We start from the raw sequence: 24,490 nt of genomic DNA, 5'->3' as shown, positions 1-24,490 counted from the left end.
CCTTGTCCTCGCAGGTTCGGTTCAGGTGGTGACTTCGAGCGCGCGGTACGCCACGGCGAGCAGCGCGGGTCGCAGCTGTTCGTCGGGGATGTCCAGGAACTCACCGCAGGTCTCGGCGATGCCGGCGAGCACGACGAGCGCCGCGACGCGGGCCTCCGGACGGTCGGAGAAGCCGGAGAAGGCGGCGATGAGTTGTTCGGAGATCTGCTGGATGTGGGCGAACGCGGGCTGCTGGAGCAGGTCGGGGAACTCGCCCCGGAGCAGCGCGATCTCCCGGCGGAAGCGGACCGCCAGGTCGACGAAGCCGTCCGCCGCGACGCGTTGGGCCTCGGCGCCGGTGTGCGCGGCGATGCGGACGTCCAGCTCCTCCAGCATCGTGATGGCCGGGGCCATCAGCTCGCAGAGCAGGGCGTCCTTGCTGGCGAAGTGGTAGAGCACCGTGGCCTTGGAGCAGCCGACGTCGCGGGCGATGTCCTGCAGCGAGGTGCCCTTGTATCCGGTGACGGCGAACCGGCGAGCGGCGGCGGCCAGCAGCTCGTCGTGGGTGGCGGTGGTGGGTCGCGCCATGTCCTCCAGCATGCCTGACCGATCGGTCAGGTGCTGACCGATCGGTCAGATCCGCCGCGTGGCGTTCGCCACAACGGCCTGTTTCCGCAGGTCAGGCCGGTGGGCCGCCGTGCCGCCGGTCGTACTCGGCCCGGGCCGCGCTGATCGCCTCGCGGTGCCGCTCGGCCCAGCTCGTCAGCGCCACCAGCGAGTCGTACAGCTCGCGGGCCATCGGGGTGGCCGTGTACTCGACCTTCGGCGGCACGCAGGGGTGGACGTGCCGGTCCAGCAGCCCGTCCCGCTCCAGGTTGCGCAGCGTCAGTGTGAGCATCCGGCGGCTGATCCCCTCCACCCGGCGCTCCAGCTCGGTGAAGCGGACCGGGCCGGCCGAGGCGGCGATCAGGATGCCGATGGCCCACTTGCCGCCGACCCGGTCCAGCGCCTCCCGGACGGTGCAGGCGCTGGCCTGCCCCGCCGCGTCCGGTCCGCACCGGTCCGCCTCCGCCTCACCCACGCCCCCGATCGTCGCAGGTGCCGGCCGGTACGGCGCGCCGGGCGCCGTGTCGGGGTTGCCGAGCCGGGCCCGGCCCGGGAAGGTGGTCCGATGGGTGCCGCCGACGAGACCCGGGCCGGAGTGTCGCTGACCAACCTCGACCAGCCGCTGTTCGACGGCGCCGGGGCGACCAAACGCGACCTCGTCGACTACCTCGACGCCGTGTGCGACCGGATCCTGCCGGAACTGCGGGACCGGCCGCTGTCGGTGCTGCGGGTGCGGCCCGGCCAGGAGCCGTTCATGCAGAAGAACCTGCCGAAGTACACGCCCGACTGGGTCCGCCGGACCGAGGTGTGGGCGGAGGCGTCGCACCGGCGGATCTCGTACGCCCTCTGCGACGACCGGCGGACGCTGCTCTGGTTCGCCAACCAGCGCGCCGTGGAGTACCACCCGACGCTCGCTCCTGCCGGGCAGGCCGAGCACCCGACCCACCTGGTGCTCGACCTCGATCCGCCGGAGGGGGACGCGTTCGGCGCCGTGGTGCGGGTCGCGCTGCTGGTGCGGCAGGCGCTCGCCGACGCCGGGCTGGCCGGCGCGGTGAAGACGAGCGGCGCCAAGGGGGTGCACGTGATCGTGCCGGTGGACCCGGCCACCACGGCGGAGGAGGCCGCCGCCGCGACCCGGGCGCTCGCCGCCCGTACCGAACGGCTCGACCCGGCGGCCGCGACCACCGCGTTCATCGTCGCCGACCGCGGTGGCCGCGTCTTCGTCGACTCCACCCGGGCGTACGGCGCGACAGTGGTGGCTGCCTACAGCCCTCGGATCCGGCCCGGCGCCCCGGTGTCGTACCCGGTGGGCTGGACCGACCTGGAGGCGGCGAGCCCGGCCGACTTCACCATGCGGACCGTGCCCGCGCTGCTCGGTGACCGGGATCCCTGGGCGGAGGCGCTGCCCGCGCCGCAGCGCCTGCCGGCGGACCTGGTCGAGCAGGGCCGGACCATCCCGGTGGCCCGGGTCCAGGCGATGCACGAGGGTAAGCGCCGCGCGAAGGCCCGCCGCGAGGCCGGGTGACGCCGCGCCGCGTCAGCGGCGCCGGGTTGCCGTCGCCGGTGGGCGCTTGCCCCAGGTGAACGCGATCAGCACCACGGCCAGGGCCCAGCTGACGATCATCGTCCAGATCGGGCGGGTCTCGGTGGCCGCGCCGACGAACCCGCCGATCGCGTAGCTGACCAGGCAGAGCAGACCGGTCGCGGCGAGGCGCCCGGCCGCGCTGCGGCCCTCCGGCTCGAACACCCAGTCGGCGATGCCCTTCGTGGTGCGCAGCACGGTGCCGGTCTGGTACGACGTGGCGGTCTGCACGCCGAACGTGCGGACGACGAGCCCGCCGAGGATGCCGACCGGGAAGGCCAGCAGCGCGGTCAGGATCGTGCGCTCGGTCAGCGAGTCGCGCCCCGAGTCGAGGGACCGGTCCACCACTCCCCAGAGCACGAGCAGCGCCAGCATGGCGAGCAGTTCCATGCCCGGCGGGGTGAGTGGACCGGCCGGACGGAGGCGGCGGATCCCGGCGCCGAGCAGGCCGCCGAGACCGAACGCGACAAGCGACGCCACCGCGGCCGGCCAGGGCGGAAAGTGATCGGCGGCCCCCATTCCGACGAACGCCACATTGCCGGTCTGAATACCCACGAACACCTTGTACCTGAGGAACGAGAACGCGTCGACAACACCGGCGAGGCCGGTGGCGAGCGCAAGTGCCAGAAACGGTACGTGGAAGTCGTATTCCCCCACCCGCCAGCGATCCTCAGCGTTGTTGGACATTGCCCTCCCTACCCCTGGATGCACCCGTGAAACCGTTACGACGCGCGCTGCGCGCAAGTGCCGGGAAAAGGGTTTCCTGTCGTTTCCGGTGAATGGCGCGATCGCGTTATTCACCATCGGCATCCGGTTCGGCAGCATCGCAATTGCGTCTCGACGGCGAGACTCGAAGCCGAAGGAGGTCGAGCGCATGTTCGTGCTCCCCGTCGCCAGAATCCGCGTCACGTTCTATTCGATCGCGGCGCTGGCCGTCGCCGGAGTCGCCACTGATGCTCCGTTCTGGAGCATCGCGGCGTCGCTGTTCCTCTGTGTCGCGATTCCGCTCGCGGTGGCCATTCAGAGCCCGGAGCACCTGCGGGCGTTGTTCGTCCCGTCCCGGGCCACCGAGCCGGCGGCCCTCACCCGGAAGGACATCCGTCATGCCCAGATCCACTGACCCCGTCGGCAAGGGATCGGCGAAGGACCACTCGATGGTCGGCACGGTTCCGCGCAACCCGGCGATCGACGACACCCACCCGGACCTGGTGAACCCGCCGTCGACCGACCACGGCCTCATGCCGAACCTGGTGTTCCCGTTCTCGCTGGCCCACACCCGCCGGGAGAGCGGCGGCTGGACCCGGGAGGTCACGAACCGCCTGCTGCCGATCGCCCATGACCTGGCGATCGTGAACATGAAGCTCGACCCCGGCGCCTACCGGGAACTGCACTGGCACATCCAGTCCGAATGGGCCTTCATCCTGTCCGGCAGTTGCCGGATCGCCGCGGTGGACCAGGAGGGCCGCAACTTCCTGGAGGACGTCAAGGCGGGTGACCTCTGGTATTTCCCGGCCGGCATCCCGCACCACATCCAGGCCCACGACGAGGGCGTGGAGTTCCTGCTCGTCTTCGACGACGGCTGCTACTCCGAGGACGGAACGTTCCAGGTCACGGACTTCTTCGCGCACGTGCCGAGGGAGGTCATCGCCAAGAACTTCGGCTGGACGATGCAGCAGATGGCCAACTTCCCGCCCGAGTCGGAACGCTACATCTTCCCGGGCCAGAGCCCGCCACCGCTGGCCGAGGACCGGGTGTTCAGCCCCACCGGCGACGTGCCCCGCACGTTCAAGCACAGCCTGCTCGCCCAGACACCGGAGAAGTTCGAGGGCGGCAGCGTACGGATCGCCGACTCGAGCAACTTCGCCGCGGCGGTCACCACCACCGCCGCGCTGGTGGAGATCGAACCCGGCGCGATGCGGGAACTGCACTGGCACCCCAACGGCGCGGAGATGCAGTACGTCATCTCGGGCAAGGGGCGGATGGGTGTCTTCGCGAACCACGCCACGGCCCGCACCTTCAACATGGAGACCGGCGACGTCGGCTACGTGCCGATCTCGATGGGCCACTACATCGAGAACATCGGCGACAAGCCCTTCGTCTACCTGGAGCTGTTCCGGACCGCGAAGTTCGAGGACGTGTCACTCGCGCAGTGGCTGGCGAACATCCCGCCGGAGGTGGTCGCCGACACGATCAACGTGCCACGCGAGCTGGTCGAGGCGCTTCCGAAGACGAAGAGCCCGCTGCAGCGGCACTGAGAACGACGCTGAGCGCGGACGCCGCAGGGGCGTCCGCGTTCAGCCGTCCTCCCGGGACTCCCAGACCAGCGCCAGCTCCACCCGGTTGTGGACACCGAGCTTCGCGTAGATCGAGCGCAGGTGGGTGTCGACGGTGTGGAACGAGACGAACAGGTCCCGGGCCGCCTCCCGCTTCGTCATGCCGACCGCGAGCAGTTCGGCCACCCGTACCTCGGCGGGTGTCAGCGCGGCCACGGCCGGACGGCGGGCCTCGTCGCCTGCCGGGCCGTCGTGCTCCCGTGTCCCGCCGGCACCCATCCGGGTGTACATCGCGTCGGCCTCGGCCAGCAGGTCGAACGTCTCGGCCGACGGCAGCCCGGGCGACCGCGCCAGGTCGTACAGCGCGTCGGCCAGGGCCGGCCGGGCGGAGGTGGTGCGCAGCAGCCGTACCGCCGCGCGCAGCGCCGCCGGATCGCCGGTCAGCAGCCCGTCGGCCTGGTGCGCCACCCCGCGCCAGAGCGCGTTGTTCGCCGTCCCGGCGGCCCGTTTCAGGTGGTCGGCGAGGGCCTCGGCCCGCTGCCGGTCGCCCAGTGCCAGCGCCGCGCGGAGCAGTCTCGGGCCGTGGTGCGGCACCAGCAGCAGGGGAGCCACCGAGCGGTCCGGCATGGCGAAGGCGGCGCGCAGCAGCGCGGCGTGCCGGCCCGGTTCCGGGTCGCCGGCGGCGGCGCAGCCGAGCCGGAACCACTGCATCTCGTCCGGCCAGCCCACGGCGGGGCGTTCCCCGGCGAGCAGTTCCCGGGCGGCGGCCACCTCACCCCGGCGCAGCAGCACCTCCACGACCGTGGCGAGCAGGTCCACCCGGGCCTGCGCCGGCAGGGCGCCACCGCGTCCGGTAAGCGCGAGACGGGCCCGGACCTCGGCCTCGGCCAGCTCACCGGTGGTCAGCCGCAGGACGCAGTCCAGCGCGGTCACCAGCGGCTGCGCCACCGCACCGAGCGTGTCGATCTCCGTGGCCACGCTGTCGAGCGCGGTCGCCGCGTCGACGTACCGGCCGAGCGCGATCTGGTTCGCCACCCGGTCGACGCGCAGGAAGATCGCCTGGGTGCGGGCGGTGGGCTCGCCCGCGTCCACCTCCCGGAGGATCCGCGCGGCGTGGGGCAGGTCGCCGGTGGCGCTGGCCCGGGACGCGTGCGCCAGGGCCAGCCGGATGCCGCCGCCGGGGGAGGGGCTGCGTTCGTGGGCCCGCTCCGCCGCCGCCACCAGCTCGGCGGCGTCGGGGTGCCCGAACCGGGCCGCCTGCGACGCCAGCATGGTGAGCGTCCAGCTCCGCCCGGCCGCGTCCAGTTCCTGGTTGAGCGCCCGACCGAGGTACGTCAGGGACAGCGAGGGGCGCTGCGTCGCGTAGTAGGCGCCGAGCCGCCCGAGCAGCATCGCCCGCTGCCGTGGCCCGTACCTGTCGGCGGCGACCTCCCGGTGCAGCATGCGCAGCGTATGGTCCACCCGACCGGCCAGATAGAGGTTGTCGGCGACGTCGACCAGCCAGGCCAGGCGCTCGTCGGCCGGGCCGGGTGCCGGGGCGGCCAGCAGCAGGTCCGCGGCGAGGCTGGGTCCGACCGCCGGGTCGGCCGCCAGCCGCGTGGCGAGCGCCCGGGCGGACCGGCTCACCGCCGGAAGCACCCGGAGGAGCTGCCGGGCGGCCTGGGCCGGGCGTCCGGCGTCGGCGAGCACCTCGGCGGCCGTCTCGCGCAGCGCCTGGCGCACCGAGGCCGGCGTGTCCCGCAGGACGTCGTCGCGCAGCGCGATCGAGGCCAGTCGCAGCCCGGCCGCGGTGTCGACGAGGAACCCGCGCGCGATCAGCTCCTCCACCGTCGCGTCGATCGGCTCGTCCGGCGTGCTGCCGGTACGTTCGGCAACCGCTTCGAGGAACCACAGGCCGCAGGGGGCGTCCGCGACGGCGACGCCGCGCAGTACCCACCGCTGCGCGGTGGTGAGCGACGAGGGTACGCCGGTGTGCATCTTGGGGCGGTTGGTCAACGGTGTCTCGGGCAACTGGCTCACCTTCGCAGGTGCTGAGGTTCGACCCGTTCACCGCGAGGTTAGCCAGGTCACGACCTGCCCATCCCCGAATCGGGGGACAAAGGTGAAAGCGGTTCGCTCGCCCGGTACCTAGATCATCCGGCGCCGGACCCGCCACACCACCACACCGATCAGGACTGCCGCGACGGCGAGGAACACTGCCGCCTCGACGAGCTGGAACGTCCAGAACCGGTCGGCCGGGTGGTAGACGCCGAACTGCTGGATGCCCCGCGCGTGCAGGAACTGGTTGAGGTTGGTGCCGGCCCGGTTGGCGGCGTCCTCCAGCTCGTAGTACTCGACGCTGCTCAGCCGGCGCCCGGTGGCGTCCGCGTAGCCGCGTTCGATCACCCAGTCGGCGACGCCGGGCAGGCGCTCCGCCCGGTCCGTCGAACCGCCGGCGGGGACCGGCGCCGTGGCGGTGAGCGGTGTGGCGTACGCGGGACGGGCCAGCAGCGCCACAGCCATCCGGGTGGCGAGGAACGCGCCGAACGCGACGCCGAACGCGGGCAGGCTGCGCCGCAGGATCGCCCCCGCGGCGGTGGCGACGCCGAACGCGAACAGCGCGTACGCCACCGGGACGAGCCCTTCCAGGTCGAAGGCGTCGTACTGGAACCGCCCCTCCCACGCGTCGAACGGCTGACGGAACCAGGTGAGCACCGCGGTGAACATCCCGGTGAGCGCGACTGTGACGCCGGCCAGCGCCACGAGCTTGGCCGCCAGCCAGCGCATCCGCGGCACGGCCTGGGTCCAGGCGAGCTGCCAGGTGCCGTCCTCCAGTTCGCGCGCGAGCAGCGGCGCACCGAGGAACGCGCCGATGACGACGGGAACCAGGTAGAAGGCCGCCAGGAGGTTCTCGACGTACCCGTACTCGTCGTCGAGCCGGCGGAAGGAGGCGGCGCAGGCCTCGTCGACACCGGCTCCGCCGGCGCACCGGGCGGGACCGCCGGGGAACAGGTCGTGGGCCTGCGCTCCGAGCACGAGCAGGGCGACGCCGAACAGGCCGACGAGCAGACCCAGGACGCAGACCTCGGTCCGGTGCTGGCGCCAGATCAACCAGGTCATGCCGGCACCCCCGGCGTGACCGCGGCGCCCGGCTCGGACGGCCGGCGCAGGTACGCCAGCACCAGATCCTCCAGCGCGACCGGCTGGGCCTGCCATCCGGGCGCGGCCGGGAGCCCGCCGTCGCGTACCAGCAGGGTCGTGTGCCGGTCGCTGTGGACGGCCTCCACGACGGCGGCGGCCGGGTCGAGGTCGTTGGCCGTGCGCGGGCCGACGAGCAGCCGGTGCTCGGCGAGGAGGGTGTCGATGTCACCGGCGAGCGTGACCCGGCCCTGGTTGAGCACGACCAGGTGGTCGCAGACGCGCTCCAGCTCGTGCACGACGTGGGAGGAGAACAGGACGGTGACCCCGCCCTCGGCCACCGCGCCCATGAGGACCTGGAGGAACTCGTGCCGGGCCAGCGGGTCGAGGCTGGCCACCGGCTCGTCGAGGACGAGCAGCTCCGGCCGCTTCGCCAGGGCCAGAGCCAACGCGACCTGGGCCTGCTGCCCGCCGGAGAGCGAACCGGCCCTGCGGTCGAGCGGGATGCCCAGCTTCGCCAGCCGGCGCTCGGCCAGCCCCTGGTCGAACCGCCTGTTGCAGGCCCGGCCGAAGCGGAGCATCTCGGCGACGGTGAAGCGCTTGTACAGCGGGTGGTCCTGGGCCAGGAACCCGACCCGGGACAGGGTCTGCGGGGTGCTCGCAGTGACGTCCCGGCCGAGGACCTCCACCGTGCCGGTGCTCGGTGCCAGCAACCCGACGACCATGCGCAGCAGCGTGGTCTTGCCCGCGCCGTTCGGCCCGACCAGGGCGATCACGCCGCCCGCAGGCAGGGCCAGGGTACAGTCGCGCAGCGCCCAGCCCTTCCGGTACCGCTTGCCCACACCGTCGGTGCGTAGCGCCAACCCGGTCGCTGTCACGCCACGTCCTCTTTCCTGGTCTGCTGGTGGACGGAGGTGAAGAGCGCGTCCACCGCCTGCTCGTCGAGGCCGGCCGCGTAGGCGCGGCGCAACCAGGTCTCCAGGCCGCGGCGCAGCGACGTGTACGTGGACGCCGACATCGCGGCCGACTGCTGTTCGTTGACGAACGTGCCCTGGCCGGGCCGGCCGGTGACCAGGTTCTCCTGCTCCATCTGCCGGTACGCCTTGGCCACGGTGTTGGGGTTGATCGCCAGGTCCTCGACCACCTCGCGGATGAGCGGGAGGCGGTCGCCGCGCTGGAGGAAGCCCAGCAGCACCGCCTGGCGGACCTGCTGGACGAGCTGCAGGTACGGCGGCACGCCGGAGTGGGTGTCGAGCCGGAAGACGAACACGGTGCTCCTCACTGCTTTACTAGTAACGTAGTAAAGCGGTGGGTCGGTGGTCAAGGAGGCCGGCTCGCCCGGAAACGAAACGAGCCCGGCAGCCAAGGTGGCTGTCGGGCTCGTGAAGGTCTTTTGTTCTGGGTTCTTAGCAGGTGTGCCCCCGGCAGGATTCGAACCTGCGCTCCCGCCTCCGGAGGGCGGTGCTCTATCCCCTGAGCTACGGGGGCTCAGCGACCCGAGAAGAGTAGCAAACCCCCTCCCGGATCACCGAATCGGTACCCCCGCGAGTCGATCTTCGTCGGATCAGGCCGCGGCGACGGCGCGACCGCAGCTCGGCAGCGGGTGCAGCACGACCCGGCGGGGCAGCCGGCGGGGCCACTCGTTGCGCGGCCACGAGCCGTCCACGATCAGGTGCACGGTGCGCTCCTCGGCGCCGCTGAGCCGCAGCACGAAGTCCCGGGGCAGCGGCGGGTCCACCGACGGCGTGGTCACCATGAACCGCACCCGTCCCCGCGAGGACACCGCCGAGACCACGTCGGCGGCGGGCATGGTGCCGCGCAGACGTACCCGGCCGATCCAGTAGACCTCCGCGGCGTGCTCCTGGGCCGCCCGCGTGATCGCCGGGTACTCGCTGCGTACCCAGCGCTCGACCGCGCCGACGCACAGGCCGCAGGCCCGCTCGCGCGGCTCGCGCGGCCCCAGACCCCAGGCCCGGAGGTACGCCCCGACGGTGCCGGCCTCCATCGCCAGGCCGAACCGGCGCTCGATGAGGGTGGTCAGGCTCTGCCGTGTCCAGAGCTCCTCGTCGAGGCCGAACTCGTCGGGGTGGACCCCCCGGAGCACGTCGATGAGTTCGAGTTCCTGTTCGCGGCTGAGCGTTCCCGGCTCGCCCTGCCGCAGTCCGCGACGGACGGCTGCCACCGCTCCGTCACCGCCGATGGTGTGGCGTCGGCACCAGCTGGTCACCGACCGCCCTGCGTCTCTGAGTGCAACCCCCACGTCTTGGGCAACGAGCCCGAATCGCAACTGGTCACGATATGTGGGTAGAAAACTCTCCAACCTCCACAATGACCCGTTAACCCCAAACCGTTACAAACACCCAAACCGGAACATACTATCCCTGATCACCCAACCCTCGCGTGGGCCACACCGCCCCACTCGACCGCCTCGCCCGCCCGAACGCCTCATCCGTTGCTGATCGACTCCACTCCGCCGAAGTGGCTGCATCGCACCCACCCCGACCCCCACCACCTCCCCGAGCTGGTGTCGATCAAGCATCGAACCGCAGGCGCGGGTACGCGAGGTGGGCGGGAATGCCACTGTCGGGCCGACCCCTCGGGCTGCCACCTGACCCTCGACACGGCCGCCCGTCCCGTCCCGCCCCACTCGACCGCCTCTCCCGCCCGAACGCCTCATCCGTTGCTGATCGACTTCACTTCGCCGAAGTGGCTGCATCGCACCCAACCCGACCCCACCACCTCCCCGAGCTGGTGTCGATCAAGAGTGGGGATAACCCCACCTCCCCGAGCTGGTGTCGAGCGAGCGCGGAACCGGAAGCGCGCACGCGCGAGGCGGCGAGGATGCCCTGTCGGGTGACCCCGGGCCGCCCTTGCCCCCCTGCTCCCGCGATCTTGCACTTGCGGACCTCCCATAACGGGGCGAATCCGGCAGCGCTGAGGCAGTAAGTGCAAGATCGCCGGGGCCGGGGCCGGGGCCGGGGCCGGGGGTGGGGGTGGGGACGGGGGAGGCCCGGTGCCCCTGGGAAGGGGACCGGGCCTCGGGATCGTGCGGGGCGGCGGGTGTTACGGGGTGCCGCCCAGGCGCTTCAGGGCGGCGTTCAGGTTTGTCAGGTCGTTCTGCTGGGTGTTCTTCATGATCTGGGCGACCGCCAGCACGTCGTCGTCGCCCCCCTCGTCGAGGATGCCGTCGATCATGTGCACCCCGCCGATGTGGTGGCGGATCATCATCTGGAGGAAGAGCACGTCGAACTCGCGGCCGCTCGCCGCGCGCAGCTTCGCCATCTCCTCCGGCGTCGCCATGCCCGGCATCAGGCCGTTCTTGATCAGCCCGCCGCCGTCCTTCATCCACGCCATCGGCGCCTGCTCGCCGGTCGGGTCCAGCTTCCAGGACCGCAGCCAGGTCTGCATCGTGCCGATCTCGCCCTGCTGGCCGGTGGCGATGTCCACGCCGACCTGGCGTACCTCCGGGTCCTGGCCCTGGCTGAACGCCAGCAGACCCATCGCCACGGCCTGGTTGTGGTGGGCGGTCATGTCCCGGGCGAAGCCGGCCTCCGCCGAGTTCTCACCCGGACGGGTGAGCGTCGGCGTGAGCAGGCCGCCCGCGTACCCGAGGACCAGCCCGACCACGAGGGCGGCGGCCACCGCCAGCAGGCCGTAGCGGCGCACCGCGCCCCGGCCGCCCTGGTCGGCGGCCGGAGCCTCGTCCAGTTCGCTGTCGGTGGTCACCGGAGCGGTCATCGCGGCGTCCTCACTGGGTGGGCTGCTGGGGCATGGTGTTCTGCAGGTTGTCGCGCGGGGCGGTGCCGGTGGCGGTGACGCCCTGGTCGCAGAGCGCGTTCGGGCCCTCGATGGAGGCGTTCACCCGCAGGGTCTTGATGAAGTCGTCGATCCGGCTGTCGTCGGCGTTGTCGACCTTGAGCTGGTAGCCCCAGGCCTGGAGCGAGATCGGCTTGTCCAGCCCCTCGAACGGGCTGAGCATCGTCTTCTCCTTGCCCTGCACCTTGCTGCGGAGCTTCTCCACCTGGTCGGCGGGCAGGTCCGGGCGGTAGGTGATCCACACCGTGCCGTGCTCCAGGCTGTGCACCGCGTGCTCGTTGGCGATCGGGGCGTCGTAGACGTCACCCATGCAGTTCTGCCAGGCCTGGTTGTGCGGGCCACCGACCGGCGGGAGGACGTCGTACTTGATCGCGCCGGGCTGGTGGTTGCCGCCCTTGACCAGGTCCTTGTCCTTCGCGCGGTAGTCGACGATGCCGTCGATCGCCTCGGCCCGCTTCTGCCACGGCTGGCCGCCCTGGTAGACCGCCCAGGCGCCGACACCGATGATGCCCACGGCCAGGACGCCGACCGCGACGAAGAGGGCGATCGGGCCCCACGAACGGCCCTGGCTCACCTTCACCGGGGCGACCGGCTTGCGGCCCTTGCCCCCGGCGCCCTGCCGTGGCGTGCCCTTGCCGCCCCCGGCCTTGCCCGAGCCGGCCTTCGCGGCGGGCTTGTCGGCAGCCGAGGGCCGGCCGGCGGCCGGCTTCTTGCCGGTGCTGACCACGGTGGGACGGCGCTCCGGGCCGCCCGGGGTGCTGATGCTCATCGTGCCTCGTCAGGTCGGTCGGTCAGGGGAGCGCGGGGCCGGTTCACATGCTGGGTCGCCTCCGCGGTGCCCGAGTCTACCCCCGATAACATGGATCAGTGACTCCCGCAGAACTCGCCGAGGTCGTCCTCGCCGCAGCCCACGCCGTCTTCGACGAGCGGGGACTGGACCGCGCCGCGCTGCCCGCGCAGACCACCGTCGAGCGACCCCGTAATCCCGATCACGGTGACTACGCCTCGACGCTGGCGCTCCAGCTCAGCAAGAAGGTGGGCGTACCGCCGCGGGAACTGGCGACAGCGCTGGCCGACGAACTGGCCAAGGCGCCGGGGATCAAGTCGGTGGAGATCGCCGGACCCGGCTTCCTGAACATCCGCCTGGACGCGGCCGCCGCCGGTCAGCTCGCCAAGGTCATCGTCGAGGCCGGTCCGGCGTACGGGCGCAGCGACACCCTCGCCGGTCAGCGGATCAACCTGGAGTTCGTCTCGGCGAACCCGACCGGCCCGGTGCACATCGGCGGGGTCCGCTGGGCGGCCGTCGGCGACGCGCTGAGCCGTCTGCTCCGCGCCACCGGCGCCGACGTGGGCACGGAGTACTACTTCAACGACGCCGGCTCCCAGATCGACCGGTTCGCCCGCTCGCTGCTGGCCGCCGCGAAGGGCGAGCCCGCGCCGGAGGACGGCTACGGCGGCGCGTACATCGCGGAGATCGCCGCCGAGGTGGTCCGGCGCCGGCCGGATGTGCTCGACCTCACCGAGGACGCCGCCCAGGAGGTGTTCCGCAACGAGGGCGTCCAGCTGATGTTCGCCGAGATCAAGTCCTCGCTGCGCGACTTCGGGGTGGAGTTCGACACCTACTTCAACGAGAAGGACCTGCACGACGGGGGCGCGCTGGACGCGGCGCTGGACCGGCTGCGGGAGCAGGGCCACGTCTTCGAGTCCGAGGGCGCGACCTGGCTGCGCACCACCGAGTTCGGCGACGACAAGGACCGGGTGCTGCGCAAGTCCAACGGCGAGTGGACGTACTTCGCCGCCGACTGCGCCTACTACCTGAACAAGCGGGAGCGCGGCTTCGACCGGGTCGTGATCATGCTCGGCGCGGACCACCACGGCTACATCGGCCGGATGAAGGCGATGTCCGCGTGCTTCGGCGACGACCCGGCGCGCAACCTGGAGATCCTCATCGGCCAGCTGGTCAACCTGGTCCGCGACGGCGCCCCGGTGCGGATGAGCAAGCGGGCCGGCACCGTGGTCACGCTGGAGGACCTGGTCGACGCGATCGGCGTGGACGCCGCCCGGTACGCGCTGGCCCGCTACTCGGCCGACTCGCCCATCGACATCGACGTGGAGCTGTGGACCCGGGCCAAGAACGACAACCCGGTCTACTACGTGCAGTACGTCGCGGCGCGTACCGCAGGGGTGGCCCGCAACGCGGCCGAGATCGGGCTGACCCGTGGCGACGCCGCCGCGTTCCAGCCGGAGCTGCTCGGCCACGACAAGGAGAACGAGCTGCTCAAGGCGCTCGCCGAGTTCCCGGCGGTGGTGGCGACCGCCGCCGAGCTGCGCGAGCCGCACCGGGTGGCCCGCTACCTTGAGGAGAGCGTCGCGCAGGCGTACCACCGGTTCTACGACAACTGCCGGATCGCCCCGCAGGGCGACGAGGAGATCACCGACACCCACCGGGCGCGGCTCTGGCTCAACGACGCCACCCGGGTGGTCATCGCCAACGGCCTGCACCTGCTCGGGGTGTCCGCGCCGGAGCGGATGTAGCGCCGTGCGGGCTCACGAGGCGGGCGCGCTGCACGGCGAGATCGGCACCCGGGGGCCGGCCTGGCTGCGTACCCCGGTCGACGTCAACGCCCTGGTGCCGCAACTGTGGCCGCGCAACGTGGCGCGCGGCCCCGGCGGCGCGCTCACCGTCGCGGGCCTGGACGTCCGCGACCTGGCCGTCGAGTACGGCACCCCGGCGTACGTGCTGGACGAGGACGACCTGCGCGAGCGCTGCCGCGAGTTCCGGGCGGCCTTCCCGGACGCGGACGTCTACTACGCCGGCAAGGCGTTCCTGTGCCGCGCCGTGGTCCGGATGATCGCCGAGGAGGGCATGTTCCTCGACGTCTGCACCGGCGGCGAGCTGGCCACCGCGCTCTCGGCGGGGATGCCTCCGGAGCGGATCGGCTTCCACGGCAACAACAAGTCGGTGGCGGAGCTGACCCGGGCGGTGGACGCCGGCGTGGGCCGGATCATCGTCGACTCGTTCACCGAGATCGACCGGCTCTCCGAGCTGGCCCGCGAGCGCGGGGTACGCCCGAAGGTGCTGGTCCGGGTCACCGTCGGCGTGGAGGCGCACACCCACGAGTTCATCGCCACCGCGCACGAGGACCAGAAGTTCGGCTTCTCGCTCGCGGGCGGTGCCGCCGCGGCGGCCGCGTTCAAGATCCTCGACGAGGACGTGCTGGAGCTGCGCGGCCTGCACTCGCACATCGGTTCGCAGATCTTCGACGCCAGCGGCTTCGAGGTGTCCGCCCGCCGGGTCCTCGCCCTCCAGTCGCAGATCCGCGACGCCCGGGGCGTGGAGCTGCCCGAGCTGGACCTGGGCGGCGGCTTCGGCATCGCGTACACCACCCAGGACGACCCGGCGTCACCGCACGATCTGGCGAAGCGCCTGCGCAAGATCGTCGACGGGGAGTGCGCGGCGGAGAACCTCGCCGTGCCGCACCTGTCGGTCGAGCCGGGTCGCGCGATCGTCGGCCCGGCAGTGTTCACGCTCTACGCGGTCGGGACCGTCAAAGACGTGGATGGCCTGCGGACGTACGTGAGCGTGGACGGGGGGATGAGCGACAACATCCGTACCGCTCTCTACGACGCCTCGTACTCGGCCACGCTGGCGAACCGCACGTCAGCCGCACAGCCGATGCTCGCCCGCGTGGTGGGAAAGCATTGTGAGTCGGGGGACATCGTGGTGAAGGATGAATTCCTGCCCGCTGACGTGCAGCCCGGAGATCTTGTCGCGGTGCCCGGCACCGGGGCCTACTGCCGGAGCATGGCGAGCAACTACAACCATGTCCCGCGGCCGCCGGTCGTCGCCGTCCGCGAAGGTCGGGCGCGGCTGATCGTCCGCCGGGAGACCGAAGACGACCTGCTGGCATTGGATGTGGGATGACCTCACCGGTTCGCTTGGCGCTGCTCGGCTGCGGCACTGTCGGCAGCGACGTGGTCCGGCTGCTGCACGAGCAGTCGGAAGACCTCGCCGCCCGGATCGGCGCCCCGCTGGAGATCGCCGGGATCGCCGTACGCCGGATCGGCCGTGACCGCGGCGACCTGCCGGTCGACCCGGCGCTGTTCACCACCGACGCGCTCGGGCTGATCAAGCGCGACGACGTGGACGTGGTGGTCGAGGTGGTCGGCGGCATCGAGCCGGCCCGGGGCTGGCTGGTCGAGGCGCTGCGCGCGGGCAAGAGCGTGGTCACCGCCAACAAGGCGCTGCTCGCCGAGGACGGCGCCGCGCTGCACGACGCCGCCGCCGAGGGTGGCGCCGACCTCTACTACGAGGCCAGCGTCGCCGGGGCCATCCCGCTGCTGCGCCCGCTGCGCGAGTCGCTGCACGGCGACCGGATCACCCGGGTCACCGGCATCGTGAACGGCACCACGAACTTCATCCTCTCCGCGATGGACGCCACCGGCGCCGGGTTCGCCGAGGCGCTGGAGGAGGCCACCGAGCTGGGGTACGCCGAGGCCGACCCGACGGCCGACGTGGAGGGCTTCGACGCCGCCGCGAAGGCCGCCATCCTCGCCTCGCTGGCGTTCCACACCCGGGTGACCGCCGCCGACGTGCACCGCGAGGGCATCACCGAGGTGACCGCCGCCGACGTGGCCAGCGCCAAGGCCATGGGCTGCACGATCAAGCTGCTCTGCATCGCGGCCCGGGGCGTCGACGCGGAGGGCCGGGAGACCGTCAACGTGCGGGTGCACCCGGCGATGATCCCGCTGACGCATCCGCTCGCGAGCGTGGGGGACGCGTTCAACGCGGTCTTCGTCGAGGCCGACGCCGCCGGGCAGCTCATGTTCTACGGCCGGGGCGCCGGTGGCGCGCCCACCGCCAGCGCGGTGCTCGGCGACGTGGTGGCGGTGGCCCGCAACCGCCTCGCCGGGGTGCACGCGGCGAGCGAGTCGGCGTACGCGGACCTGCCGGTGCGGCCGATGGGCGAGGCGCTCACCCGCTACCACATCAGCCTCGACGTGGCCGACCGGCCGGGTGTGCTGGCCGGGGTGGCGGGCGTCTTCGCCCGGCACGAGGTGTCCATCGCCACCGTCCGTCAGGGCCCGGCCGGCGGTGACGCGGAACTCGTTATCGTCACCCACGTCGCGCCCGACGCCGCGCTCGCGGCCACCGTGCGTGAGCTGCGCGGACTCGACATCGTCAGGTCGGTGACGAGTGTGCTTCGGGTGGAGGGCGGCGCGTAACCCACGCGTCCCGCCTGATGGTTAGAGCAGGGTGTGCCGGTGGCCGGGCGGGCAGGCTGGTCCACGCTGTTGGCAGGCCCCGGAGCGGGGCGACAGAGGCGAGGAGCACGACATGTGGCGGGGACTGATCGAGGCGTACCGGGATCGGCTGCCGGTCACCGGGGCGACTCCCGTCGTCACCCTGCACGAGGGCAACACGCCGCTGCTGCCGGCGCCGGTGCTCTCCGCCCGGGTCGGCGCGGACGTGTGGCTCAAGGTCGAGGGCGCCAACCCGACCGGCTCGTTCAAGGACCGCGGCATGACCGTCGCGGTCTCCAAGGCCGTCGAGGCCGGTGACAAGGCGATCATCTGCGCCTCCACCGGCAACACCAGCGCCTCCGCCGCCGCGTACGCGGCCCGCGCCGGGATCACCTGCGCGGTGCTGGTGCCGCAGGGCAAGATCGCGCTGGGCAAGCTGGCCCAGGCGCTCGTGCACGGCGCGAAGCTGCTCCAGGTGCAGGGCAACTTCGACGACTGCCTCGGGCTCGCCGGCAAGCTCGCCCAGGACTACCCGGTCGCGCTGGTCAACTCCGTCAACATCGACCGGCTGCACGGCCAGAAGACCGCCGCCTTCGAGATCGTCGAGGCGCTCGGCGACGCGCCCGACATCCACTGCCTGCCGGTCGGCAACGCCGGCAACATCACCGCGTACTGGATGGGCTACTCCGAGGACCTGCGCGACGGCAACGCCACGAAGGCCCCCCGGATGTACGGCTTCCAGGCGGCCGGCGCCGCCCCGATCGTCACCGGTCAGGTGGTGCCGGAGCCGTCGACGATCGCCACCGCCATCCGGATCGGCAACCCGGCGAGCTGGACGAAGGCCATCGACGCGCGGGACGCCTCGGACGGCCTGATCTCGGCGGTCACCGACCGGGAGATCCTGTCGGCGTATCGGCTGCTGGCCCGCGAGGTGGGCGTCTTCGTCGAGCTGGGCAGCGCGGCGAGCGTCGCCGGTCTGCTCCAGCAGGCCGAGGCCGGCCGGGTGCCGGCCGGGTCGCGGGTGGTCTGCACGGTCACCGGGCACGGCCTGAAGGACCCGGAGTGGGCCATCTCGACCGCGCCGGCGCCGGTGACCATCGCCAACGACGCGCTGGCCGCCGCCCGCTCCCTCGACCTGGTCTGATCTCTCCCTCCCCGCGACGTTCCCCTTCCTTGATCGACTCCAGTTCGGGGAGGTGGCGGGGTCGGGGTGGGTGGGATGCAACCACTTCGGCGAAGTGGAGTGGATCAACAACCGGGTGACGTGCTCACGGGCGGGATCGGAGTGGGCTGGACGCCGTCACCTCGGCGAAGTGGCGTCGACCAAGGCGGCAACGGACGACCCCCGCAGCGCGGCGGTGTCATCGGCTGGGGCGGATGTCGGGAGTGTCGGGGCGTGCGGCAGACTCAGACACCCCCCTGCCGGACACCTCTCCAGGAGTGAGTAACGCCGATGTCGCTGCTCGCCAGATTCAGCCTCGCCAACCGGGGGCTGATCGCCCTCGTCGCGTTGGTGACCACGGCCTTCGGCCTGTTCGCCGTGCCGTCGCTGAAGCAGCAGCTCCTGCCGTCGCTGGAGTTCCCCGCCGCGTTCATCGTGGCGACGTACCCGGGCGCCGCGCCGGAGATCGTGGAATCCCAGGTCGCCGAGCCGATCGAGAACAGCCTCAAGGGCATCCCGGGCCTCGACGAGGTCACCTCGACCTCCCGTGAGGGCGCGGCCACGGTCCAGGTGCAGTACGAGTTCGGCACCGACCTGGACGACGTCGTGAACAAGATGGAGACCGCGCTCAACCGGATCGACTCCCAGCTCCCCGAGGGCGTCGACCCGCAGGTCATCGCCGGCAGCACCGACGACCTGCCCGCAGTGGTGGTCGCCGCGACCGGTGACGGCGACGAGCGGGCGCTGGCGGAGAAGCTGCGCAACGCCGTCGTACCGGAGCTGGAGGCGCTGGACGGCGTCCGCTCGGTGGACGTCACCGGTGCGCGCAACCAGGTCGTGACGATCACGCCGGACCCGGCGAAGCTGGCTGCCGCCAAGGTGGCGCCGACCGCGATCGCGTCGGCGCTCAAGAGCAACGGTGTGGCCGTGCCGGCAGGTGCGCTCGCCGACGGCGACCGGTCGCTGCCGGTGCAGGTGGGCACGCCGATCCGGACCGTCGACGACCTGCGCGGCATCGTGCTGACCACGGCTCCCGCCGCCCCGGTACGCCTCGGCGACGTGGCCGCCGTGGAGCAGCAGCTCGCCCCGGCCACCTCGTTCACCCGGACCAACGGCAAGCCCAGCCTCGGCATCGCGGTGACCGCCGCGCCGGACGGCAACGCGGTGGAGATCTCGCACGAGATCCGGGACCGGCTGGACGAGCTGTCGGAGGCCTCCGGCGCCGAGCTGACGGTGGTCTTCGACCAGGCCCCGTTCGTCGAGAAGTCCATCGAGAGCCTGACCACCGAGGGCCTGCTGGGCCTGGTCATGGCCGTCGTGGTGATCCTGGTGTTCCTGCTGTCGGTGCGCTCCACCGTCGTCACCGCGGTGTCCATCCCACTGTCGGTGCTGGTCGCGCTGATCGTGCTCTGGTCCGGCGACTACTCGCTGAACCTGCTCACCCTCGGCGCGCTGACCATCGCCGTCGGCCGGGTGGTGGACGACTCCATCGTGGTGCTGGAGAACATCAAACGCCACCTGGAGTACGGCGAACCGAAGCGGGACGCGATCCTGACCGCGGTACGCGAGGTGGCCGGCGCGGTGACCGCGTCCACGCTCACCACTGTCGCCGTGTTCGCGCCGATCGCCCTGGTGGGCGGCTTCGTCGGGCAGCTGTTCGCGCCGTTCGCGATCACCGTGACGGTGGCGCTGCTCGCGTCGCTGCTGGTGTCGCTCACAGTCATCCCGGTGCTGGCGTACTGGTTCCTGCGGCCGCGCGGCGGCGCCGACGACGCCGCGGCCCGGCGGGAAGCCGAGGAGAAGGAGCTGCGCAACCCGTTGCAGCGGGCGTACCTGCCGGTGATCGACTTCGCCACCCGCTCGCGGAAGACCCGCTGGGCCACCGTGGGTCTCGGGCTGCTCGTGCTGCTCGGCACGTTCGGCCTGGCGCAGAAGCTGGAGACGAACTTCCTGGACGACTCCGGCCAGGACACGCTCGCCATCCGGCAGGAGATGCCGGCCGGCACCTCGCTCGCCGGCACCGACCGGGCCGCCGCGCGGGTCGAGGAGGTGCTGCGGCGTACGCCGGGGGTGGAGACCTACCAGGTCAGCGCCGGTGGTGGGGATAACCCGTTCGCGGGCGGCGGCAGTGACCGGGCCACCTGGTCGCTGTCGCTGTCCGACGACACCGACGCCGCGGCGGTACGGCAGGACCTGCGCAAGGAGTTCGACGCGCTCGGCGCGGAGGTGGGCGAGCTGACGTTCGGCGGCGGGCAGAACGCCTCCGCCAACCAGGTCGAGGTGGTCGTGCAGGCCGCCGACCAGGAGACGCTGACCCGGGCGGCCGAGGCGGTACGGGGCGCGATGGCCGGCACGCCGGGCGTGGAGGACGTCACCAGCAGCCTGGCCACGCAGGTGCCTCGCGTCGAGGTGACTGTGGACCGGGTGGCGGCGGCCCGCGCGGGTCTCACCGAGGCGGCAGTCGGGCAGCTCGTCGCGCAGACGTACCGGGGTGCGCCGCTCGGGCAGGTGACGCTCGACGGTACGGCGCAGAGCGTGGTACTGAGCAGCGGCGCCCGGCCGCCGCTGACCGTCGACGAGCTGAAGGCGCTGCGGGTCGGCGCGGTGCCGCTGGACGCGATCGCCGACGTCGAGCAGGTCGACGGCCCGCAGCAGGTGACCCGGATCGACGGGGAGCGCAGCGTCTCGGTCACCGGCACGGCGACCGGCTCGAACCTGGGCGCCACCACGCAGGAGCTGCAGAAGCGGCTGGACGCGCTGGACGTGCCGGGCGCCACGTACGTGATCGGCGGCGTCAGCGCCGACCAGGCGGACGCGTTCGCGGACCTCGGTCTCGCGGTGCTGGCGGCCATCGCGATCGTCTTCCTGATCATGGTGGCCACGTTCCGCAGCCTGACCCAGGCGCTGATCCTGCTGATCTCGGTGCCGTTCGCCGCGACCGGCGCGATCGGGCTGCTGCTCGTCACCGGCACGCCGCTGGGTGTGCCGGCGCTGATCGGCGTGCTCATGCTCGTCGGCATCGTGGTGACGAACGCGATCGTGCTGATGGACCTGATCAACCAGTACCGGGCCCAGGGCATGGACGTGACCGAGGCGGTGGTGGAGGGCGGCCGGCGTCGGCTGCGGCCGATCCTGATGACCGCCGTTGCCACCATCTTCGCGTTGCTGCCGATGGCGCTCGGCCTGACCGGCGAGGGCGGCTTCATCTCCAAGCCGCTGGCGGTCGTGGTGATCGGTGGCCTGCTCAGCTCGACGCTGCTGACGCTGGTGCTCGTGCCGACGCTCTACACGATGGTCGAGCACACGAAGGGCTCGTTCCGGAACCGGCGGCGGGGCGGCGCTCCCGAGCCGGTCGGGCCGAAGCCGGAGCCGGACCCGGTGCCGGTGACGGTCGGCGGCGGGGAGCGCGCCGAGGAGCGGGCCGTGGTGGCGCCGCCGCCGGCCCGCCCGTCGGGCGCGCTGGTCGACGGCACCGACCAGTTCGAGGTGCTCCGCCTGCCCAAGAGCCGCCAGTCGCCGCTGCCGCCGACCGAGTGACGGACCGGGAGGGGCCCGCGCGGGCCCCTCCCGGCACCTCGGCGCGCGGGACACACCGGAACCGGGCCGGGCGGTACGCTCAGTGAGCTGATGCCTACTTTCGGTTCGGGGGTGCGATGGCGGGGGGTGCGGGCCGGTGGGATCGGCGTGCCGTGCTGCGCCGCTCCGCACTGCTGCTCGGCGGGGCCGTGGTCGGCTCGTTCGCGACCGCCGAGAGCACCTGGGTGGCCGACCGCCGGCTTCCGATCGCGGGCGGGCCGGCGAGCGCCACGCTCGGCAACCGCCACCAGGACGTCGGCACCGGCGGGGTGCAGGTCGTCTGGGGCGTCCGCACCGAGGAACCCCTGGTGGCGCTCACCTTCGACGACGGCCCACGCCCACAGTGGACCCCGATGGTGCTCGACACGCTCGCCGAGCACCGGGTGCCGGCCACCTTCTTCCTGGTCGGTGAACGGGCCCGCGAGCACGCCGCGCTGGTCCGCGGCCGGATGGACGTCCACGAGGTCGGCAACCACAGCTGGGCGCACCGCGACCTGGCCCGGATGGACGCCGCGACGGTCTACGACGACCTGCGCCGCAGCCACGACGCGATCACGGCGGCCACCGGCTCGGCGCCCCGGCTGCTGCGCCCGCCGTGGGGGCACCTCGGCGGGTCGGTGCTGTACGCGTCGGCCCGGCTGGGCTACCGCCTGGTGCTCTGGACGCTTCAGATGGTCGAGAGCGAGTTCCCGCACGACCCGGCCGGTCACGCCCGGCGCATCGTCGCCGACGTACGCCCCGGCACGGTCCTGCTCGGCCACGACGTCGGCAACGACACCCGGCTCGTCGCGCTCCGCGGCCTGCCCGACATGATCAACGGTCTGCGGGCCCGGGGATACACCTTCGTCACGGTCTCCGACCTGCTGCGCCGCGCTGCCGCCACAGGGGCGGCCCGGTAGGGTGCCCGCGTGTCACCCACCCTGTCGGTCCTGGTCCGCAACCGCGACTTCCGCCACCTGTTCCTCGCCGAGCTGGTCGTCTTCGGTGCGGACTGGTTCGTCATGGTGCCGCTGCTGGTGCTGCTGCCCGACCTGACCGGCAGCGGGGTCTGGGGCGCGCTGGTGCTGGCGGTGGACACCGGCACGACCGCGTTGCTGCTTCCGTACGCCGGAACGATCGCCGACCGGTTCGACCGCCGCAAGGTGATGATGGTGGCCAACGTGGGCGCGCTGGCCGGGGTGCTGCTGTTGCTCGGCGTGCGCAGCGCCGGTACGGCGTGGCTGGCGCTGGCGGCGATCGCGCTGGTGGCGGTGGCGAAGGCGTTCTACTCGCCGGCCGCCCAGGCCGCGCTGCCGAACGTGGTCGACCCGGAGGACCTGGCCGCCGGCAACGCGGTCGCCGGGTCGGCCTGGGGCACGATGACAGTGGTCGGCGCCTCGCTCGGCGGGATCCTGAGCGCCGCGGCCGGCCCGTACGCCAGCTTCTGGGTCGCCGCCGTCGGCCTGGTCGCCGCCGCGGGCCTGGCCGCGTTGATCCGCCGGCCGTTGCAGGCCCCGCGCGACCCGACGGCGACGGTGCCGCGCACGTGGGCGGCGATCCGGGAGGCGCTGCGCTACATCGCCCACCGCCCGCGCGTGCTGGCGCTGGTGACTGTCAAGTCGGCGGTCGGCCTGGGCAACGGCGTGCTGACCGTCTTCCCGCTGCTCGCCGGGGTGTACGGGGTCGGCGCGGTCGGCGCCGGTCTGCTCTTCGCCGCCCGCGGCGCCGGGGCGCTGGTCGGCCCGATCATGATGCGCCGGGTGCTGAGCAACCGGGCCTGGCTGCTCACCGGCCTGGCGATGTCCATGTCGTTGTACGGCCTGGCCTACCTGGGCGCGTCGGTGGTGACCTGGTTCCCGCTGGTGCTGGTCCTGGTGTTCCTGGCCCACCTGGGCGGCGGCAGCAACTGGGTGCTGTCCAACTACGCGTTGCAGGGCGAGGTGCCGGATCGGCTCCGGGGCCGGGTCTTCGCCACCGACATGATGCTGGCGACGCTCGCCATCGCGGTCAGCCAGCTCGTGGTGGCGCTCGTGGTGGACCGGGTGGACGAGCGCACCGTGCTGGCCGGCTGCGGCCTGGTCACCGTCGTGTACGCGATCGGCTGGCGGTTCGCCACCCGGCGGCTCTCGCTCACCGACCCGGTCGACACGCCGACCCCCGAGCGCACCGGCTGACACGCCGGTCCCACGCTCCGGGCGGTCCGGCCGGGCTGTCGGGGTGACGTCCTAGCATGAGCCGGTGCCGACCACATTCACCACCGGCCCGGTGCGGGTCCGGGTGCCCGCGACCAGCGCCAACCTGGGCCCCGGCTTCGACGCGCTCGGGCTGGCCCTGGGCCGCCACGACGACGTCACGGCCGAGGTGACAGACGGCGGCGTACGGGTGTCGGTCACCGGCGAGGGCGCCGGCGAGCTTCCGTCGGACGAGCGGCATCTGATCGTCACCGCCATGCGGGCCACCTTCGACGTGCTCGGCGCGCAGCCGGCCGGCCTGGCGCTGGAGTGCATCAACCGCATCCCGCAGGCCCGCGGTCTCGGCTCGTCGTCGGCGGCGATCGTGGCCGGGGTGCTGGCGGCCCGCGCGCTGGTTGCCGGCGGCGAGCGGCGGATGGACGACGACGCCGCGCTGCGCCTGGCGGCCGAGCTGGAGGGGCATCCGGACAACGTCGCGCCCTGCCTGCTCGGCGGCTTCACCATCGCCTGGACCGAACCGGGTGGCGCGCGGGCGGTCTCGCTGCCGGTGGCGCCGGCCGTGCGCCCGACCGTCTTCGTGCCCGCCGAGCGGGGTCTGACCGCGGTGGCCCGGGCGGCGCTGCCGGCCACCGTGCCGCACGCCGACGCGGCGTCGAACGCGGGCCGGGCGGCCCTGCTGGTGCACGCGCTGACCGCCGATCCCGCGCTGCTGCTGCCGGCCACGGTCGACCGGCTGCACCAGGAGCAGCGGGCGCCGGGGATGCCGGCCACGGCGGCGCTCGTCGCTGAGCTGCGTGCGGCGGGTGTGGCGGCTGTGGTCAGTGGGGCGGGGCCGACCGTGTTGGCGCTCTCCGAGGTCCCGGCGGGATTCCGGCTGGGAACAGATTGGCGCCGGTGGGAGTTGCCGATAGATGTCAGCGGTGCCCGGGTCATCCGGGGTAGACTTTGACACGCCGAGCGGGGC

The 24,490-nt window shown here is 72.6% G+C and carries 21 protein-coding genes and 1 tRNA gene; 11 read left to right on the top strand and 11 right to left on the bottom strand.

The window, feature by feature from the left end:
• Nucleotides 1-21: 21 nt before the first annotated feature.
• Nucleotides 22-567, bottom strand: coding sequence for a TetR/AcrR family transcriptional regulator (locus O7546_RS23580; protein WP_194800556.1), 546 nt, complete (start codon nt 565-567; stop codon nt 22-24).
• A gap of 91 nt (nt 568-658) precedes the next feature.
• Nucleotides 659-1,060 carry a helix-turn-helix domain-containing protein gene (locus O7546_RS23575; RefSeq protein WP_194800557.1) on the bottom strand — a complete coding sequence of 134 codons (402 nt, stop codon included), beginning with the start codon at nt 1,058-1,060 and terminating at the stop codon, nt 659-661.
• Between the two features lie 90 nt (nt 1,061-1,150).
• Here O7546_RS23575 and ligD point away from each other — a divergent pair, with 90 nt between their 5' ends.
• On the top strand, nt 1,151-2,110 hold the full coding sequence (ligD, locus tag O7546_RS23570) for a non-homologous end-joining DNA ligase (RefSeq protein WP_281600051.1): 960 nt from the start codon (nt 1,151-1,153) through the stop codon (nt 2,108-2,110).
• A gap of 12 nt (nt 2,111-2,122) precedes the next feature.
• Here ligD and O7546_RS23565 read toward each other — a convergent pair whose 3' ends face one another.
• Nucleotides 2,123-2,854 carry a YoaK family protein gene (locus tag O7546_RS23565; protein WP_194800559.1) on the bottom strand — a complete coding sequence of 244 codons (732 nt, stop codon included), beginning with the start codon at nt 2,852-2,854 and terminating at the stop codon, nt 2,123-2,125.
• On the opposite strand from O7546_RS23565, the gene O7546_RS23560 reads away from it, so the two are divergent.
• Both O7546_RS23560 and O7546_RS23555 read left to right on the top strand, forming a co-directional pair.
• Nucleotides 2,847-3,287, top strand: coding sequence for a hypothetical protein (locus O7546_RS23560; protein WP_228531961.1), 441 nt, complete (start codon nt 2,847-2,849; stop codon nt 3,285-3,287). The genes O7546_RS23565 and O7546_RS23560 overlap by 8 nt on opposite strands.
• Nucleotides 3,271-4,422, top strand: a complete 1,152-nt coding sequence (locus O7546_RS23555; protein WP_228531962.1) for a cupin domain-containing protein — start codon at nt 3,271-3,273, stop codon at nt 4,420-4,422. Before O7546_RS23560 ends, O7546_RS23555 begins: the two co-directional genes overlap by 17 nt.
• Nucleotides 4,423-4,461: 39 nt before the next feature.
• Here O7546_RS23555 and O7546_RS23550 read toward each other — a convergent pair whose 3' ends face one another.
• The 8 genes from O7546_RS23550 to O7546_RS23515 form a co-directional block, all read right to left on the bottom strand.
• Nucleotides 4,462-6,459, bottom strand: coding sequence for a helix-turn-helix transcriptional regulator (locus O7546_RS23550; RefSeq protein ID WP_194800560.1), 1,998 nt, complete (start codon nt 6,457-6,459; stop codon nt 4,462-4,464).
• A gap of 108 nt (nt 6,460-6,567) precedes the next feature.
• A complete protein-coding gene (locus tag O7546_RS23545) occupies nt 6,568-7,539 on the bottom strand; it encodes an ABC transporter permease (protein ID WP_281600050.1) in 972 nt (323 codons plus the stop codon).
• Nucleotides 7,536-8,435 (bottom strand): ABC transporter ATP-binding protein, encoded by a 900-nt coding sequence (locus O7546_RS23540; RefSeq protein WP_194800562.1) that lies wholly within the window; start codon nt 8,433-8,435, stop codon nt 7,536-7,538. The genes O7546_RS23545 and O7546_RS23540 overlap by 4 nt, the downstream gene beginning before the upstream one ends.
• A complete protein-coding gene (locus O7546_RS23535; protein ID WP_194800727.1) occupies nt 8,432-8,827 on the bottom strand; it encodes a GntR family transcriptional regulator in 396 nt (131 codons plus the stop codon). Before O7546_RS23535 ends, O7546_RS23540 begins: the two co-directional genes overlap by 4 nt.
• 146 nt (nt 8,828-8,973) lie before the next feature.
• Nucleotides 8,974-9,045: transfer RNA gene (locus O7546_RS23530), tRNA-Arg, on the bottom strand.
• 76 nt (nt 9,046-9,121) lie between these two features.
• On the bottom strand, nt 9,122-9,817 hold the full coding sequence (locus O7546_RS23525) for a winged helix-turn-helix domain-containing protein (RefSeq protein ID WP_194800563.1): 696 nt from the start codon (nt 9,815-9,817) through the stop codon (nt 9,122-9,124).
• 803 nt (nt 9,818-10,620) lie between these two features.
• Nucleotides 10,621-11,295 (bottom strand): DUF305 domain-containing protein, encoded by a 675-nt coding sequence (locus O7546_RS23520; protein WP_194800564.1) that lies wholly within the window; start codon nt 11,293-11,295, stop codon nt 10,621-10,623.
• A gap of 10 nt (nt 11,296-11,305) precedes the next feature.
• Nucleotides 11,306-12,142, bottom strand: coding sequence for a DUF3105 domain-containing protein (locus O7546_RS23515; RefSeq protein WP_194800565.1), 837 nt, complete (start codon nt 12,140-12,142; stop codon nt 11,306-11,308).
• 98 nt (nt 12,143-12,240) lie between these two features.
• On the opposite strand from O7546_RS23515, the gene argS reads away from it, so the two are divergent.
• From argS to thrB, 8 genes are all read left to right on the top strand, one after another.
• Nucleotides 12,241-13,908 (top strand): arginine--tRNA ligase, encoded by a 1,668-nt coding sequence (argS, locus tag O7546_RS23510; RefSeq protein WP_194800566.1) that lies wholly within the window; start codon nt 12,241-12,243, stop codon nt 13,906-13,908.
• 4 nt (nt 13,909-13,912) lie between these two features.
• Entirely contained in the window at nt 13,913-15,298 is a 1,386-nt protein-coding gene (gene lysA / locus O7546_RS23505; protein ID WP_281600049.1) for a diaminopimelate decarboxylase, read from the top strand.
• Nucleotides 15,295-16,599, top strand: a complete 1,305-nt coding sequence (locus O7546_RS23500) for a homoserine dehydrogenase (protein WP_194800568.1) — start codon at nt 15,295-15,297, stop codon at nt 16,597-16,599. Before lysA ends, O7546_RS23500 begins: the two co-directional genes overlap by 4 nt.
• A gap of 112 nt (nt 16,600-16,711) precedes the next feature.
• Complete coding sequence (gene thrC, locus O7546_RS23495) at nt 16,712-17,761, top strand: threonine synthase (RefSeq protein ID WP_135241817.1); 1,050 nt, start codon at nt 16,712-16,714, stop codon at nt 17,759-17,761.
• A 309-nt stretch (nt 17,762-18,070) separates the two neighbouring features.
• Nucleotides 18,071-21,316, top strand: coding sequence for an efflux RND transporter permease subunit (locus tag O7546_RS23490; RefSeq protein ID WP_194800569.1), 3,246 nt, complete (start codon nt 18,071-18,073; stop codon nt 21,314-21,316).
• 116 nt (nt 21,317-21,432) lie between these two features.
• On the top strand, nt 21,433-22,254 hold the full coding sequence (locus O7546_RS23485; protein ID WP_194800570.1) for a polysaccharide deacetylase family protein: 822 nt from the start codon (nt 21,433-21,435) through the stop codon (nt 22,252-22,254).
• A 9-nt stretch (nt 22,255-22,263) separates the two neighbouring features.
• Nucleotides 22,264-23,508: an MFS transporter gene (locus O7546_RS23480; protein ID WP_194800571.1), complete on the top strand. Its 1,245-nt coding sequence runs from the start codon at nt 22,264-22,266 to the stop codon at nt 23,506-23,508.
• A 64-nt stretch (nt 23,509-23,572) separates the two neighbouring features.
• A complete protein-coding gene (gene thrB / locus O7546_RS23475) occupies nt 23,573-24,475 on the top strand; it encodes a homoserine kinase (protein ID WP_194800572.1) in 903 nt (300 codons plus the stop codon).
• The last annotated feature ends 15 nt before the right edge of the window (nt 24,476-24,490 follow it).

The sequence above is a fragment of the Micromonospora sp. WMMA1976 genome, from assembly GCF_027497335.1.
Taxonomy (GTDB): Bacteria; Actinomycetota; Actinomycetes; order Mycobacteriales; family Micromonosporaceae; genus Micromonospora; species Micromonospora aurantiaca.
This window is presented reverse-complemented; position numbering and strand designations above follow the sequence as displayed.

Bases quoted from the DNA above. Each gene is read 5' to 3' on its own strand.
- O7546_RS23580 (WP_194800556.1), bottom strand. From the start codon at position 567: ATGGCGCGACCCACCACCGCCACCCACGACGAGCTGCTGGCCGCCGCC.
- ligD (WP_281600051.1), top strand. From the start codon at position 1,151: ATGGGTGCCGCCGACGAGACCCGGGCCGGAGTGTCGCTGACCAACCTC.
- O7546_RS23565 (WP_194800559.1), bottom strand. From the start codon at position 2,854: ATGTCCAACAACGCTGAGGATCGCTGGCGGGTGGGGGAATACGACTTC.
- O7546_RS23555 (WP_228531962.1), top strand. From the start codon at position 3,271: ATGCCCAGATCCACTGACCCCGTCGGCAAGGGATCGGCGAAGGACCAC.
- O7546_RS23545 (WP_281600050.1), bottom strand. From the start codon at position 7,539: ATGACCTGGTTGATCTGGCGCCAGCACCGGACCGAGGTCTGCGTCCTG.
- O7546_RS23520 (WP_194800564.1), bottom strand. From the start codon at position 11,295: ATGACCGCTCCGGTGACCACCGACAGCGAACTGGACGAGGCTCCGGCC.
- O7546_RS23515 (WP_194800565.1), bottom strand. From the start codon at position 12,142: ATGAGCATCAGCACCCCGGGCGGCCCGGAGCGCCGTCCCACCGTGGTC.
- O7546_RS23500 (WP_194800568.1), top strand. From the start codon at position 15,295: ATGACCTCACCGGTTCGCTTGGCGCTGCTCGGCTGCGGCACTGTCGGC.
- thrC (WP_135241817.1), top strand. From the start codon at position 16,712: ATGTGGCGGGGACTGATCGAGGCGTACCGGGATCGGCTGCCGGTCACC.
- O7546_RS23490 (WP_194800569.1), top strand. From the start codon at position 18,071: ATGTCGCTGCTCGCCAGATTCAGCCTCGCCAACCGGGGGCTGATCGCC.
- O7546_RS23485 (WP_194800570.1), top strand. From the start codon at position 21,433: ATGGCGGGGGGTGCGGGCCGGTGGGATCGGCGTGCCGTGCTGCGCCGC.